This window comes from uncultured Brachybacterium sp., from assembly GCF_947500705.1.
Taxonomy (GTDB): Bacteria; Actinomycetota; Actinomycetes; order Actinomycetales; family Dermabacteraceae; genus Brachybacterium.
This window is the reverse complement of record NZ_CANMSY010000001.1, coordinates 537,439-552,046: the sequence shown is the minus strand read 5'-3', so window position 1 is coordinate 552,046 and position 14,608 is coordinate 537,439. Positions and strand designations below refer to the sequence as shown.

Annotated in this window: 12 protein-coding genes; 7 read left to right on the top strand and 5 right to left on the bottom strand. The window is 70.6% G+C overall.

The window, feature by feature from the left end; genetic code table 11:
* The first annotated feature begins 202 nt into the window (after nucleotides 1–202).
* The 6 genes from Q0937_RS02540 (at nucleotide 203) to Q0937_RS02515 (ending at nucleotide 5,269) form a co-directional block, all read left to right on the top strand.
* Nucleotides 203–2,635 carry a nitric-oxide reductase large subunit gene (locus Q0937_RS02540; RefSeq protein ID WP_299299392.1) on the top strand — a complete coding sequence of 811 codons (2,433 nt, stop codon included), beginning with the start codon at nucleotides 203–205 and terminating at the stop codon, nucleotides 2,633–2,635.
* Nucleotides 2,632–3,333, top strand: coding sequence for a hypothetical protein (locus tag Q0937_RS02535; protein ID WP_299299390.1), 702 nt, complete (start codon nucleotides 2,632–2,634; stop codon nucleotides 3,331–3,333). Before Q0937_RS02540 ends, Q0937_RS02535 begins: the two co-directional genes overlap by 4 nt.
* On the top strand, nucleotides 3,326–4,189 hold the full coding sequence (locus Q0937_RS02530) for a slipin family protein (RefSeq protein WP_299299388.1): 864 nt from the start codon (nucleotides 3,326–3,328) through the stop codon (nucleotides 4,187–4,189). The genes Q0937_RS02535 and Q0937_RS02530 overlap by 8 nt, the downstream gene beginning before the upstream one ends.
* The gene (locus Q0937_RS02525) at nucleotides 4,186–4,566 is read left to right on the top strand and encodes a hypothetical protein (RefSeq protein ID WP_299299386.1); all 381 of its coding nucleotides are present in this window, start codon (nucleotides 4,186–4,188) and stop codon (nucleotides 4,564–4,566) included. The genes Q0937_RS02530 and Q0937_RS02525 overlap by 4 nt, the downstream gene beginning before the upstream one ends.
* Before the next feature lie 164 nt (nucleotides 4,567–4,730).
* Nucleotides 4,731–5,072, top strand: coding sequence for a hypothetical protein (locus Q0937_RS02520; RefSeq protein ID WP_299299384.1), 342 nt, complete (start codon nucleotides 4,731–4,733; stop codon nucleotides 5,070–5,072).
* Nucleotides 5,069–5,269 (top strand): hypothetical protein, encoded by a 201-nt coding sequence (locus tag Q0937_RS02515; RefSeq protein WP_299299382.1) that lies wholly within the window; start codon nucleotides 5,069–5,071, stop codon nucleotides 5,267–5,269. Before Q0937_RS02520 ends, Q0937_RS02515 begins: the two co-directional genes overlap by 4 nt.
* A 97-nt stretch (nucleotides 5,270–5,366) precedes the next feature.
* Here the strand turns inward: Q0937_RS02515 and Q0937_RS02510 are convergent, their stop codons facing one another.
* On the bottom strand, nucleotides 5,367–5,807 hold the full coding sequence (locus Q0937_RS02510; protein ID WP_299299380.1) for a hypothetical protein: 441 nt from the start codon (nucleotides 5,805–5,807) through the stop codon (nucleotides 5,367–5,369).
* Between the two features lie 123 nt (nucleotides 5,808–5,930).
* On the opposite strand from Q0937_RS02510, the gene Q0937_RS02505 reads away from it, so the two are divergent.
* A complete protein-coding gene (locus Q0937_RS02505) occupies nucleotides 5,931–6,227 on the top strand; it encodes a hypothetical protein (protein ID WP_299299378.1) in 297 nt (98 codons plus the stop codon).
* Nucleotides 6,228–6,240: 13 nt separating this feature from the next.
* Here the strand turns inward: Q0937_RS02505 and Q0937_RS02500 are convergent, their stop codons facing one another.
* The 4 genes from Q0937_RS02500 to Q0937_RS02485 form a co-directional block, all read right to left on the bottom strand.
* Complete coding sequence (locus tag Q0937_RS02500) at nucleotides 6,241–8,400, bottom strand: acyltransferase family protein (RefSeq protein WP_299299376.1); 2,160 nt, start codon at nucleotides 8,398–8,400, stop codon at nucleotides 6,241–6,243.
* A gap of 16 nt (nucleotides 8,401–8,416) precedes the next feature.
* On the bottom strand, nucleotides 8,417–9,790 hold the full coding sequence (locus tag Q0937_RS02495; RefSeq protein ID WP_299299374.1) for a M18 family aminopeptidase: 1,374 nt from the start codon (nucleotides 9,788–9,790) through the stop codon (nucleotides 8,417–8,419).
* Nucleotides 9,787–11,814 (bottom strand): DUF6541 family protein, encoded by a 2,028-nt coding sequence (locus Q0937_RS02490; protein WP_299299372.1) that lies wholly within the window; start codon nucleotides 11,812–11,814, stop codon nucleotides 9,787–9,789. The genes Q0937_RS02495 and Q0937_RS02490 overlap by 4 nt, the downstream gene beginning before the upstream one ends.
* A 127-nt stretch (nucleotides 11,815–11,941) precedes the next feature.
* Nucleotides 11,942–14,206 (bottom strand): acyltransferase family protein, encoded by a 2,265-nt coding sequence (locus Q0937_RS02485; protein WP_299299370.1) that lies wholly within the window; start codon nucleotides 14,204–14,206, stop codon nucleotides 11,942–11,944.
* Nucleotides 14,207–14,608 lie beyond the last annotated feature (402 nt).

The window sequence follows — 14,608 nt, the reverse complement described above, 5'->3', positions numbered from 1 at the left end:
GGAGCCCCGCACCCTCGTGCTGTGCGATCACCGAGGGCGGTGCGGGAAATTGCTCCAGGACATGGACGGAATGCAGATTCTCTGTGCCGAAACTGCGCTATCCGAACAACCTTGACACTTCCTGGGAATAGTGGGTACTTTTCCTCACACCCGGTGACCTGCACCAGAGCAGGTTGCGTCCACAAAGATCGGTGGGCCAGGCGTGAGCGTGAAGAATCATCGTCCGCAGGACCAGGCATCCACGTCGGAGATCGCGATTTCCAAGGGATGGGTGCAGGGCATCGCGCTGGTGCTCATCTTCGGATTCTTCGTGATGGGCGTTCTCGCGTACCGGACCTATACCCACTCGATGCCGCTGCCCCAGCAGGTGGTCAGCGAGGACGGGGACGTGGTCTATACGCACGAGGAGATCACCCGCGGCCAGAACGTGTTCCTGACCAGGGGCATCCAGCAGTACGGCTCGATCCTCGGCCATGGGGCCTACCTCGGACCCGACTACACGGCCGAGTACCTTCGCCTGAGCAGTGAGCACATCCATCAGCAGCTCGAGCAGCAGGGCGTGCAGGAGCCCGCGGCCGCCACTGCGGAGATGCAGCGCACCAACCGGTACGACGAGGAGTCGGGCGTCCTGGTGCTGACGGACGAGCAGATCAGCGCCTTCGAGGAGCTCAAGGCGTACTACGGGGATTTCTTCGGCGAACCGTCCACCGCCCACGGGCTGATCCCGAACGCGATCACCGATCCGCAGGACATCCATGACCTCACCGCCTTCTACGCCTGGACGGCGTGGGCGAGCGCCGCGGAGCGACCCGGTCTGGACTACTCGTACACCAACAACTGGCCGGCCGAGCCCCGCGTCAACAACCATCCCACGGCGGACATCCTGGTGTGGTCGGCGATCTCCCTGGTCGCGCTGCTGGCAGGCCTCGGCATCCTGTTCGCCGTCTACGGCCGCTGGAGCAGCAACCTGGGCTGGAAGGGCAACGACACCGCGCGCCTGAAGTTCCTCCAGCCCGGTGAAGTGGGGATCACGAAGGCTCAGCGTTCCACTGCCTGGTTCTTCCTCGTGGTCGCCCTGCTGTTCCTCATCCAGGCCACCGTGGGCGCGTCCGTCGAGCACTATCGGGTCGAGATCCAGGGCTTCTTCGGCTTCGACCTCGCGCAGATCTTCCCGTTCAACCTCGCCCGGACGTGGCACGTGCAGCTCTCTCTGCTGTGGACGGCCGCCACCTTCCTGGCCGCCGCGATCTTCCTCGCCCCGATCATCGCGGGCAGGGAGCCGCGTGGTCAGCACCTGCTGTCCTACGGCCTGCTGGGCGCCCTCGCGCTCGTCGTGGTCGGCATGTTCGGCGGCACCGCCATCAGCATCTACGGCCCGGACTGGGCAGCGGATTCGGCGTTCTTCTCCCAGCAGTGGGAGTACTTGGATCTGCCCCGCGCCTTCCAGGTGCTCCTGGTGATCGGGCTGTTCCTGTGGTTCCTGATCATCATCCGCGCGATCCGTTCGCGGCTGCGGACCGAGTCGAAGTTCAACATGCCGTGGCTGTTCGCCTACGCGGCGCTCGCGATCCCCGCCTTCTACGCGGTGGGCCTCCTGGCGACGAACGAGACGCACCTGACGGTGGCCGAGTTCTGGCGGTTCTGGGTGGTGCACCTGTGGGTCGAGGACTTCCTCGAGCTGTTCACCACGGTGATGGTGGCCTACCTCTTCGTGATGCTGGGCGTGGTGCGCCGCAAGATCGCCATCCAGATCATCCTGCTCGACGTCATCCTCTACTCCTCGGGCGGGGTCATCGGCACCATGCACCACCTGTACTTCTCCGGGACCCCGGTCGAGCACATGGCGCTCGGCGCGGTCTTCTCCGCCCTGGAGGTGATCCCGCTGACGTTCCTGACGGTCGAGGCCTGGACGTTCCTGCAGCTCGGATCGCGCCAGGAGTCCCGCTCCAGCGCGCCCTTCCCGCACCGGTGGGCGGTCATGTTCCTGGTCGCCGTCGGCTTCTGGAACTTCCTCGGCGCGGGCGTCTTCGGCTTCCTGGTGAACCTGCCCGTGGTGTCCTACTACCAGATCGGCACCTCCCTGACCGCGAACCATGCGCACGGCTCCATGATGGGCGTGTACGGGATGCTGGCCGTCGGCCTGGCGCTGTTCGCGCTGCGCTACATCATCCCGCCGGAGAAGTGGCCCGATCGCCTGGCCAAGCTCTCCTTCTGGTCGCTCAACATCGGGCTCGCGTGGATGATGTTCGCGACCCTGCTGCCGCTGGGCGTGCTGCAGCTGTGGGCCTCCGTCAACGAGGGGTACTTCGAGGCCCGTACGCTGGGCTACCTCACCCAGCCGGGCAACGTGGCCCTGGAGTGGATGCGCATGCCCGGCGATGTGCTGTTCCTGGTCGGAGGTGTCCTCCCCTTCGTGTACATCACCTGGCTCGGGGTGCGCTACGGCGTGAAGGCGACGGTCACGCGGATGGAGCCGGAGACACTGTTCGTCGAGGAGCACCCGGAAGCTCGCGAGGACCGCACGGGCCGCGCCGAGGCACCGGCCACGGCCGCCGTGACCGCCACGGACGCCCTGCCGCCCAGCAGGTACGCCTCCGACCGCCGCCGACCGAACGAGGAGGGGCCCGCATCATGAGCGCCATCGAGCCCGCCGCGTGGCTCTCCGCCGGCTATGCCGTGGCCCTGCTGCTGATCGCCTACGGCATCGACCTGCTGGCCAAGCGCGCCCATGTCGCGAATGACGATCAGCAGACCCGCGGCTTCGTGTATCACGACGATCACGATGCCTGGCTGTGTCCCGAGGACCAGTGGCTGTGGCCCCAGTCGTTCGATCCCGAGAACCGCGTGATGCGCTATCGCGGCAGCCCTGCGGTCTGCAACTCCTGCCCGGTCAAGGACAGCTGCACCTCGTCGGACGATGGTCGTGAGCTGGGGCAGACGGTCGATGCGTGGCCGTCCTCGGAATCCGCCCGATTCCATCGCGGGATCGCGTGCGCCGTGACCGTGCTCGCCGTGTCGTGGCCGGTGGTCGCCTCCTTCACGGTCGAGCACTGGGCCGGTCAAGTGATGCTGCTGGCCACCGCCCTCGTGATCGCGATCGCCGGGCTGCCGCTGTGGTCGCATCTGCGCCGCACCCCCGTGGACCCCGACGGCGTGCTGTTCAAGTCGCTGGACGAGAACCTGGACGATCGGGCCCTGGCGTTCGAGAACCTCGAGCGCCGCCGCACCAGCTACGCCTCTGATCGACGGACCGCCATGGACTCTCCGGTGCCGCTGCTCCTCGGGCGGACCCGCTACGCCTCCGACCGAAGGGACGCCGACGAGAATGCCTAGCCAGATGCTCATCGCGATCGTGGTGATCGCCCTCCTGCTCGTGCTGGTCATCGTCTCGCTGAAGGTGGTGCGCGAGTACGAGCGGCTGGTCGTCTTCCGCCTCGGCCGTCTGCGCGGCCCGCTCGGCCCGGGCCTCGTGCTCATGCTGCCGTTCCTGGACCGCTCGGTGCGGGTGGATCAGCGCGTGGTCACGTTGACCATCCCGCCGCAGGAGGTCATCACGCGCGACAACGTCACCGCCCGTGTGAACGCCGTGGTGATGTTCAGGGTGGCCGACCCGGTGCGCTCGGTGATGGAGGTGGAGAACCACGCGGTCGCCACCTCCCAGTTCGCCCAGACCACCCTCCGCTCCGTGGTGGGTCGCGCGGACCTGGACACGCTCCTGGCCCACCGCGCGGACCTCAACGAGGACCTCCAGCAATCCATCGCCCGCCAGGCCGTGCCATGGGGCGTGGACGTCTCGGTGGTGGAGATCAAGGATGTGGAGATCCCGGAGATGATGCAGCGGGCGATGGCCCGCCAGGCGGAGGCCGAGCGTGAGCGACGGGCCAAGGTGATCAGCGCCCATGGCGAGCTCGAGGCGTCGGAGGAGCTGCGCGACGCGGCGAAGACCCTCAGCGAGGCCCCCGCCGCGCTGCAGCTGCGCTACCTGCAGACCCTGCTCGAGCTGGGGGCTGACCAGAACTCCACCGTGGTCTTCCCGCTGCCGATGGACATCGTCGGGCCCCTGATGGGTGCGCTGGACAACTTCTCCTCTCGCGACGATGCTCGTCGTGAGCCGACAGCGACCCCGGCCCCGGCCGAACAGCACGGACTGGCCGTTGTCGACGACCGCGCAGAAGGGCGATCAGGATGAACGACATCGAACCCGACGGTGGACCGAGCGCTGAAACCGCCACCGCAGCTGGAACCGGAGCCGTCTCCGCCACCGGCCCCGAGGCCGTCCATGACGATGCTGCTGCACCCCCCGGCCGTCGCGTGCGCCTCGTGCCCACCCCGCCAGGCTTCTGGTGGGTGCTGCTGGGAGCCATCGTGACGCTGCTCGGCCCGTTCTTCGGCATCCTCATCGGCAGCACCATCGGCAGCCACGACACCGCCGGCCGGATGGATCCGCTGTACTGGGGATTCTTCCTCGGTGGCCTCGTCGGAGTTCTGGGCCTGCTGGCGGGTGCCTTCGGCGTCATGAGGCTGATGCGCCGCTCACGGTCGAGCACCAGGCAGGAGGGCCCGTGAGCATGTCCCGCACGCAGCCGGCGGCCGTCGCCGAGCCCTGCGCCGCCGAACCCTGTCCGGCCGCCGCCGAATCCTGTCCGGCCGTCGCCGAACCCAGGCCGGATGGTCCCGCACCGGCTCCCGGCAGCAGCGGTTTCCGATCGGACCGGGCCGCAGACCGAGTGATGCGCCGTGCCCTCCGGATCCCGGACATCGACCTGAGGTCCGGCGGGGCCGCACACCAGGCCTTCCGGATCTCCGTCATCATCTCGGCCCTGCGCTGTGTCATCACCTACGTGCTGATCCCGGTGCTGGTACCGATCTTGAGCCTTGCCGGCTGGGTCGCCGCTCCGGTCGGGATCGTGCTGTGCGCGATCGCCGCGGTGAACGGCGTGATCAGCGTGCGCCGTTTCTGGCGCGCCGATCACCCGCACCGATGGACCTACACCGCCTTCATCGGGGTCGTGTTCACGATCCTGACCATCTCCGTGATCACAGAACTGAGCCGATGGGGAGTCCTGCCGTGAGCACCGCACACAACTCGAGAACCGTTCCCTCCAGAACCGACGCAGCCCATGACGAGACCCTGCGCAGCACTCCACCGACCACCGAGGGGTGGACCCCCGAGGACAGAGCGCCGAGCGCGGCCGAGAACAACTTCATGAGCTTCGCCCTGTTCAGCGTCCTCATCCTCTTCGGGATCGGCTGCTTCGTCCTCCTCTGAGAGCACGCACCCGTCGTGGTGAACAGAGCCTGGACGCGCGACGATCGACGGTCGCGTCGACGCCGGGGTGACCCGTCCGATCGGGGCCGAGGACCGATCAGCCCCGGCGTCTGAACAGCCCGCGCCAGCCGCGGCGCGCGGAGGCGTCCGCACGGCGGCGCTCCTGGTCGGGCCCGTGCTCGTCCTCGGGCCCGGAGTGGTCCTCGGGCTCCGCGTCCTGCGTCGACGCCGGCTCGTGCGCGTCCTCGGGCTCGAGCCTCAAGCCGTCCTCGTCGACCCAGACATCGGTCCAGCCGATGTCGGACTCATCGCGAGGGCTGTACTCGCGACGCGGGCCCAGCACCTCTCGGACGTCCTCGAGGTCGATCTCGGCAGGGGCCCGGACCTCTTCGCCGCGATGCGGCACCGGGCAGGTCCAGAAGTACGGACATCCGGGACAGCCGGCGGTCTCCTCGTCGGGAGCCGCCTCGCGCTGCATCTGGACGCCGTCCATCTGCTGCAGCATGCGCAGGCGCGACTCGAACGGATTGATCTCCATGGCCTGCTCAGCGTACTGCGCCGAGCGGCAGCGGCGCCGCACGGCCAGGCCGGCCCGGCGTAGGATCGAGGGTGAGGCGCCGCCCACCGCGTCACCTCACCGCGCCGTTCCCAGGAGACCCCGATGAGCACCCCGCAGCAGCGCGTCCACGACGCCACCCGCCGTCTGCTCGATCTGCTCGAGCACGGGGAATCCCTCACCCCGGAAGCGATCGAGCTGCGCGCCGAGCTCGCGGAGGCCACCGCTGAAGCCGGCCATCTGGACGATGCGTACTACCAGGTCGAGGAGCTGCTCAAGGACGCCCAGCGCCACCACGGTCCCGACCACGAGGCCGTCACCCGGTCACGGGCAGCGGTCGAGGCGGTCCGGGAGATCGGGATGCGCGCAGTCGGCATGGGCGACTCCGCCGCCCAGGGCTGACCGGCCCTCCGCCTCACCAGCTGAAGCCCGCCTCGCGGAGCCGCACGTCGACCTCGTCCTGCATCGACGCGGCATAGGTGCTGGTGATGTGGTCGGCATCCAGGGACACCATCACGTTCCCGATCACCGGCGTGCATTCATCCTCAGGACACACCAGGTCGTTGACCTCGAGGGGGAAGACCCTTTCGCCCTGTTGGGTGAGCACGGGGGCATCGGGCCGCCCGGCGGTCAGGGCCTCGGGGATCGGGGGTGCGCAGGCGGGGGAATCCTCTCCCCGCTCGCGGACGCAGTCGGCCTGGTTCAGCGGCAGTCTGGGCAGGTCCCGCACCGCGATCACGTCCGTCCCGGCGGCGGTGAGCTCCGGGAGCGTGACCTCCAGGCCGGGCGCGACCACCTCTGTGCGCTCCGGGGTCAGGAAGGTGGAGTTCAGGACGACCGCATCAGGAGCGACCCGGTCGATGTAGGTATGCGCCTTGGCGCTCCAGGCGTCGCACTCGGGGGAGACCTGCGCGTCCGGGGCGTAGAGGCAGCCGCCCTTCCACAGCGTGATCAGGGTCCAGCCGTTCTCCTTGGCGAGCGGGATGAGGGAGCCGGTGAACTGCTCCATCCGTGAGTTGCCGACGCTGATCAGCACCTTGCCGTCCGGAGCGCCGGGGACGACGCCGCAGTCCTTGGGCAGCGGCTCGATGTCCGCCTGGGGAGCCAGTTCGCCGGTGCAGCCCTCTTCGCCCTTGGCCCAGTCCTTCGGGAGCAGGGCCTCAGAGGGCAGCGGTGCGGCATCGGGGTCGGCATCGGGGTGCACGGTGAAGTCGGGGTTCAGCACCCGGGCCCCGGGATTGTCGGCCACGGCGCGGGCCTGTGCGTCGCGCTGGTCGGCCAGCAGGTGCTGCTGGGCGGCGATCACGGGCGTGAGCGCCAGGGCCAGGCAGGTCAGCGCCACGGCGCCGGCACGCCAGGGCTTGGCGCTCGCCCATGGCCAGCGTCGCACGGGGGTGTCGACCAGCCGGGTCAGCAGCCAGGCCAGGAGAAGGGAGAGCAGGATCAGCACCAGGCCGTCGAGCAGCCCGGCCCGTTCCTTGCCCGTCGTCGCGAGGTAGAGGATCAGCAGCGGCCAGTGGACGAGGTAGAGCCCGTAGGAGATGTCCCCGAGCACCACCGCGGGACGGATCGAGAGCACACGGTCCACGCTCAGCGGATGCCCGGTGGTGCCGGCGGCGAGCACCAGCGCGGCCGCGGCGAGCGGCCAGGCGGCGATCCAGCCCGGGAAGGCACCCTGGACGTCGATGAGCAGGCCGCAGGAGACCAGGCCGATGATCCCCGTCCAGGCCATGATCACGCGCACCGGCAGGGGGAGCGAGGAGGGGGAGCGGGCGCCCGCGCGGGTCGCGCGACGGCGTCCACGGCGCGGCACGCGTCGGGAGCGCTGCTCGGCCCGCTGCTCCCACCAGGGCAGGGCGAGGCCCAGCAGGGAGCCGGCCGCGAACTCCCACAGCCGGGTGAAGGTGTCGAAGTAGGCGATCTCCTGCTGGGTCGAGGTCGAGATCACCGACCAGGCGAAGGAGGCCACCAGCACCGCCCCGAAGAGGACCGCGAGCACGCCGCGGACGCGCAGGCGCAGCAGGCGGGCCAGGAGCACGGCGGCGGCGATCAGCAGCGGCCAGGCGAGGAACACCTGCCCCTGGATCGAGAGGGACCAGAAGTGCTGGAAAGCCGAGGGCCCGGCTTCCTCCGCGGCGTAGTAGTCCACGCCCCGGGCGATGAACACCCAGTTCACGACGTGCAGGAGGGAGCCGATCGCGTCGGTGAACGCGGTCATCCAGCGATCCGGCGGCAGCACCAGGCGCACCCCGGCGAGGGTCGCGAGGACCACCACGGCCGTGGGCGGCAGGAGCCGCTTGAAGGTGCGCCCCCAGTACGCGAGCGGCGCCGTCGGACGACCAGCGTCCACGCGCCGCAGGAAGGTCCCCACCAGCAGAAAGGAGGAGAGGAAGAGGAAGACGTCGACGCCGCCGGAGACCCGGTCGAACCAGACGTGGTAGAGGACCACGAGGCCGATCGCGAGCCCACGCAGGCCGTGGAGCTCGGGGCGGAAGCGACCCGCGCCGGTGGTGGCGGGGCTCGGGGACGCGGAGGCGGCGGCGGGCGCGTCGACGGAGGAGGGTGCGGAGGTCACGGGTCGGGGCGCTCCGTCAGCCGCGCAGGAACGCGGCGCACGCCTGCTGCAGCAGCAGCGGGTCGGCGGTCGCGCACATCTCTCGCGCGGAGTGCATCGAGAGCAGCGTGATGCCCACGTCGATCGTGGTCATCCCCAGCCGGGTCGCGGTGATCGGGCCGATCGTCGAGCCGCACGGCATCGCGTTGTTCGAGACGAAGTGCTGGTAGGGCACCCCGGCGCGCGCGCAGGCCGCGGCGAAGGCGGCGATCCCGACCGCGTCGGTCGCGTAGCGCTGCTGGGCGTTGATCTTGAGCATCGGCCCCCCGCCCAGCTGCGGGCGGGTCACGGGATCGTGGCGCTCGGGATAGTTCGGGTGGGCGGCGTGGCCGGCGTCGGCCGAGAGCACCATCGAGGACGCCAGCACCTGGCGGCGGCTCGACTCGTCCCCGCCGAGCGCCGCGTGCATCCGCACCAGCACATCCTCGAGGAACGGACCGGCGGCACCGGAGCGGGAGGCCGAGCCGACCTCCTCGTGGTCGTTGGCGACCATCAGCGCGATCGGTGCGGGCTCTGCGGCTGCGGGGCGGGCGTCCCTGCCGCCATGGACCGTGATCAGCGCCTGGAGCTCGGCGTGGACGGAGCTGAGGTTGTCCAGCCGTGCGGAGGCCAGGAACTCCTCGTGTGCGCCGAACAGCGCGGGCGCCTGGGCATCCACGGTGAGCACGTCGAAGCCGACGATGTCCTCGGCGAGGAGCGGGTGCGTCGGCTCCCCGTCGGCGACCAGGTGTCCGGTGTCGTCGAGTGGTTCGGCGTGCGCGGCGAGCAGCACCCGCACGTCCACGTCGCCGATCCCCAGGATCGGCTGCATGTGCCGCTGGGGATCGAGCTGGAGACCGTCCTTGTTCACGGCCCTGTCCAGGTGCACCGCAAGCTGCGGCACCCGCAGCACCGGCGGGGTGGAGACCAGGGCGCGGCGACCATCGCGCAGCGTGAGCAGCCCGGCCAGGCGCAGCTCCCGGTCCAGCCAGGAGTTCAGCAGCGGGCCGCCGTAGACCTCGACCCCCACCTGGGTGAGGTTCTCGCGGCCCAGCTCGGGATTCGGCTTGAGCTTCAGGGCGGGGGAGTCGGTGTGGGAGCCGACGATCCGCCACGGCGTGGTCTCATCAGCCTGCTCCGGGGTGACCCAGGCGATCAGCGAGCCGTCGCGGATCACGTAGCGCGACTCGGCGACGTCCGCAGCCGACCAGTGCTCGGATTCCTGCAGCGGGGAGAAGCCCGCCGCGCGCAGCCGACGGGCGGCCTCCTGCACGGTGTGGAAGGAGGTGGGGGAGGCGGAGACGAACTCGCCCAGGTCGAGCGTCGTGGCCCGGGCGCGGGAGGAGGGTGCGGCGGCGGAGTAACGAGTCACGGGTTCATTGAACCATCGGTGCCCCGGCAGGGGAGCATGCGCAGCAGCTTCGCCTCGCCCACCTGCAGCACGACCTCTGCGGAGCCCGTCTCGGAGATCTCGTTGAGTCCGGTGTAGGTGGCGGTGCGGCCGTGGATCTCCTGCGGGCCGAAGTCCAGGGCGTACTCGACGTTCAGCTCTTCGGCGGCATCGCAGACCTCGGGGTCGGTGCCGGCCTCGTCGAGTTCGGCGTTCAGCAGATGCACGTCGGGCTCCGCCTGGAAGCTCATGTACGTGTTGAGCACCTGCCGATCGGAGATGGCGTAGGCCAGGGAGCTGCCGTTCCAGGCGTTGGTCGCGATCACCGCGTCCTCGGGGACGACCTCGGGGAGCCGCTCGAGCAGCTCGCGCTCGTCGTCGCTGAGCAGCGCGCCGGACTGCCAGTCCGGCACGAAGTAGCTGCGGTTGACCTGCGAGGCGGGGGAGAGCACGCCCAGTGCCAGGACGAGCACCGCGGCGAGCGCGGCGACCAGGTGCCCGGGCGTCCCGGCGAACCGCGGGAAGCGGCGCCCGGCGAGGCGCTGGAGGCTCTCGATGCCGAGGGCGAGCACAGGGATCGCGGCGACGGCGATGATCGCGGTGACCCGGTTGTTGTCCGTGTACCAGTTCCCGAGCAGGAGGTAGCGGAGATCGCCGACGGGGGTGCTGCGCGTGAGCACGGAGAACACCGCGGCCACGAGCCAGGGCGCCAGCAGCCAGCGAGATCGCGACAGCAGCAGCACGGAGGCGGCGCAGGCCAGCATCACCAGGCCCAGCGGGAGGAAGGTGGGGGTGGCGTTGGGAGAGATGCTGATCGCCTGACCGATCGCCTCCTTCAGCGAGGAGTTCGGCTTCCACACCGCCGAGGACTCGACGGGCCGGAAGCGGATCCACACTGCGGCGGAGCCGACCAGTGCCACGACGGTGAGCAGCGTGAGCGGCCACAGCCGAGGACGGTCGAGCGCCGGCGACTTCCGCGAGACGAAGCGGTCGCCTGCCCGGGCCAAGGTCCCCCAGACCAGGATCGGCAGGCCCAGCACCATGCCCACGAAGACGCCCTGGGGGTGGGCGAGCGCGACGGTGCCGCAGACCACCGGCAGCAGCACGGCCAGCTGCGGGACGGTCAGCTGCTGCGGCGAGCGGGGGACCAACCCGGCGAGGTGGCTGATCAGGACCACGACCATCGGCATGAAGGCCATCGCGAGGAAGTAGGGCAGCACGATGCCCCAGTGCATCAGGGTCAGCGGGAAGGCGCCGGTGACGCCCGCGAGGATGCCCGCGGCCATCCAGCCGACAGGACCCGCGGTGGTGCAGGTGCGCATCAGGGTCATGAGCCCCACCGGCCACAGCACGACAGCGACCAGCAGCATCACCACATTGGAGGCGAGGATGATGTCCTGGCCGGAGACCTGGGTGACGAGGCTGACCGCCTGGTGCCAGATTGCCGGGTAGTAGACCTCGGTGCCCGGCATCGCGGTCATCCCCCCGACGACCCAGGCGGAGCCGTCTCCGGCGCGCAGAATATGACGGACGGCATTGAGGTGGTAGATGTTGTCGTAGGTCTGGCTGAGGGCGTGGATCCCGCCCATCATCGGCAGCACGCGCGCCAGCAGGACGCCGCCGCCGATGGTCAGGCCGATGAGGCTCGCCGCGGCGCGGCCACGGCGGGTCTCCAGGAATCGTGGTGCGGGCAGCCCGGAGCCCCGGGGATCGTGCCCGGAGGAGGAGTCGATCCTGGTCGCTGCGGCGAGCGCCTGACGGCGTCTGATCGGCCACAGGGCACCGCCCAGCAGCAGCCCGAGCACGAGCGGCGAGGCGACCGTCCAGGGAATGCCGAGCAGATGGCCGACCTCCGCGGCGATCGTGATCATCAGCAGCGAGGCCGGCGCGACGGCGGCGACCGCGGTCAGCGGCCGCAGCCGCAGCGCGAGCACCGTCGGCAGGCCGGGAGCACCGAGGATCAGCAGCGCCGCTCCCAGAGTGGCGATGATCCTCAGGACGTCCACGTGGGGTGCACCTGCTTCCTACTCGAGCGGGCACGAACGCCCCGGGGTCGGGCACATGCTAGTCGGCGCACCTGCCGCCGACCCCCGGGCCGGCCGACGCGCGGCCGGTGCAGGTTCCGCCCCCGGCTCAGATCATCGCGGCCGCGAGCTCCCGAGTCGCCGCGGGTGCCAGCGACTCCTCCACGAAGAGCCTGGTCAGGTGATTGTCGTCCATGTAGACGTAGGTGTCTCCGAGCACTGGCGAGCAGCGCCCGTCGGGGCAGATCTGCGGTGTGAGATCGAGCAGCGTCACCGACGCCTCCGGGGTGCTGAGCACGGCCAGCGGAGCGGCGGGGTTCTCGGGAGCGAGCTTGTCCTCGACGTCGGCGCCGCAGGCGGCGTCGGCGTCGGCCGGGGTGCCGCCGCGATCGATCACGGCCTCGGCGCACTGGTACTGGTCCTGTCCCCAGCGCGGGGTGTCGCGGACGGCGATCACGTCGATGCCGCGGTCCAGGAGCGTCTGCAGCGCGCCGGCGGTGCCCTCGGGGAGGATCTCCTCGGTGCCGTCGTCGAAGGTCTGGGTCACGGTGGTGAGCACCACCTCGGGCTCGACGGCGTCGAGGTACTCCAGCACGTACTCGTCATAGCCCGCGCAGTAGGGCCAGCGCTCGGTGCCCGCGAGGAAGCCGCAGCCGTCCATGGAGAGGTTCACGACCTGCGCGTCCCGCCCGGTGGCGGTGGGCAGCACGGCGGGGATGAACTGGCGGGAGTGCGAGCTGCCGACCACCACGATGGTCTCGCTCGCGGTCGCGTCGCCCGGCAGCAGCTGCTGACAGCGCACATGGGGGAAAGTGCGCTCAGGCTCCCAGCGGCCGCTGCAGCTCTCGGGGAGCGTGGGCCACTGCTGCCCGAGCTGCCAGCCGTAGGGCTGCACATCCGGCGGGGTCACGGTGGCGACCTCGTCGGTCGCGAGGCTCGGCCCCTCGGCCACCGGCGGCTGCGGCTGCTCGCGGTGCAGGACCATCCACCATCCCCCGGCTGCACCCGCGACCAGCGCGAAGCTCAGGGCGATCGCGGTCAGCGCGCGCCAGGGCTTCGCCTCGAGCCAGCGGGAGCGACGCACCGGCGCATCCACCGCCCGGGTCACCAGCCAGGCCAGCAGCAGGGAGCCGACCAGCACCACCAGGCCGTCCAGGAGCCCGGCGCGCTCCTGCCCGCTGTGGTGCAGCCAGATCACCAGGATCGGCCAGTGCACGAGGTACAGCGCGTAGGAGATGTCGCCGATGAAGGCCGCCGGGCGGGTGGACAGCACTGCATCCACACCCCAGCGGCGACCCGAGTATCCGGCGACCACCACGGCACCCGCGGCGGCCAGCGGCCAGATCGCGATCCAGCCCGGGAACATCGAGGAGACGTCCAGCAGGATCCCGCAGGCCAGCAGCCCGGCAATGCCCGCCCAACCGGTCAGCGCACGCAGGGTCCGATGGCGAGGTGCCTGCCCATCCTCCGGCCGACGGGCCCCGGTGAGCCGATCCAGCACCGGCAGGGCGAGGGCCAGCAGGGACCCGGCGGCGAACTCCCACATCCTGGCCGCGGTGTCGAAGTAGGCGATCTCCTGCTGACTCCGGGTCGAGATGATCGACCAGGTCAGGGATGCGGCGCCGATCAGCGCGATGATCGCGATCAGCGGTCTGCGGACCGGCTTCCCGGCCCGAGCCCGCCGCGCCACCAGCAGGAACAGCAGAGGCCAGACCACGAAGGCCTGCCCCTGCACGCTGAGGGACCAGAAATGCTGCAGGGGTGAGGCGGCGCCGGCGTCGCGGGCGTGGTAGTCCACCTGCAGCAGCACCAGCAGCAGGTTCTGCAGATACGCCGCGGAGGCCACCGCCTCCTGCATGATCGTCTGCCACATCGAGGCGGGGAGGAACGCCGCGGTCGCCACGAGGACCAGCAGGATCGTCACCGCCGAGGGGGGCAGCAGCCGCTTGAAGGTGTGCAGCCAGTAGCGGGGCACGCCCAGCGGGCGGCCGTTCTCCAGCCGGCGTATGAAGGTGCCGGTGAGGAAGAAGGCCGAGAGGAACAGGAAGACGTCCACCCCGCCGGAGACCCGGCCGAGCCAGATGTGGTAGATCGCGACCAGTCCCAGCGCGACTGCGCGCAGGCCGTGCAGCTCGCGCCGGAAGGCGGGCCGGGAGTCGGGGAGAGCAGTGGGTGCACCGGGAAACGTGGGCGTGGACTCCGCGTCCTCGGCGGGGCCGACGGGGGAGTGCTGCGAGCTGCGGGAGCGGCCCGCCTCGCCGCGTGGCCGCCAGGTCCCGGAGACCGAGTCGCTCGTGGACCAGGCGTCCTCAGCCTCCCGCTCGGCCTGCAGCTCGGCCGGGCCCTGCAGCCAGTCCCCGAGGGAGGAGGTCACCGAGGGCAGCGGGCCCGCGGTCCAGGCCGAGAGATCCGAACGGGGCGGCGACGCGGCAGCATGTGCGGGTGCGGGTGCGGGTGCGGGTGCGGGTGCGGGTGCGGGTGCGGGTGCGGGCGCGCGGTCCGGCTCGACGGCCGGATCCTGGGTCCAGACGTCAAGGGGTGCCGCCCCCGGTGCCTCCTCGTCGTGCGCGGGCTGCTCCCAGGCGCTGGCTCCGGAACTCTGCGGTGCCTGCTCCTCCTCGTCGTGCGCGGGGGTGGGCGACCCCTCGTGGGGAGGGTGCCGCGGATCGTTGGGCGAGCTGATCGCGATCCCCTTCCGCACGGCCGATGGCCACGACTGCCGCGGACGGGCGGCTTCCCGATCCCGGCGCTGCGGTGGATCCTAGTGGATCCGGCC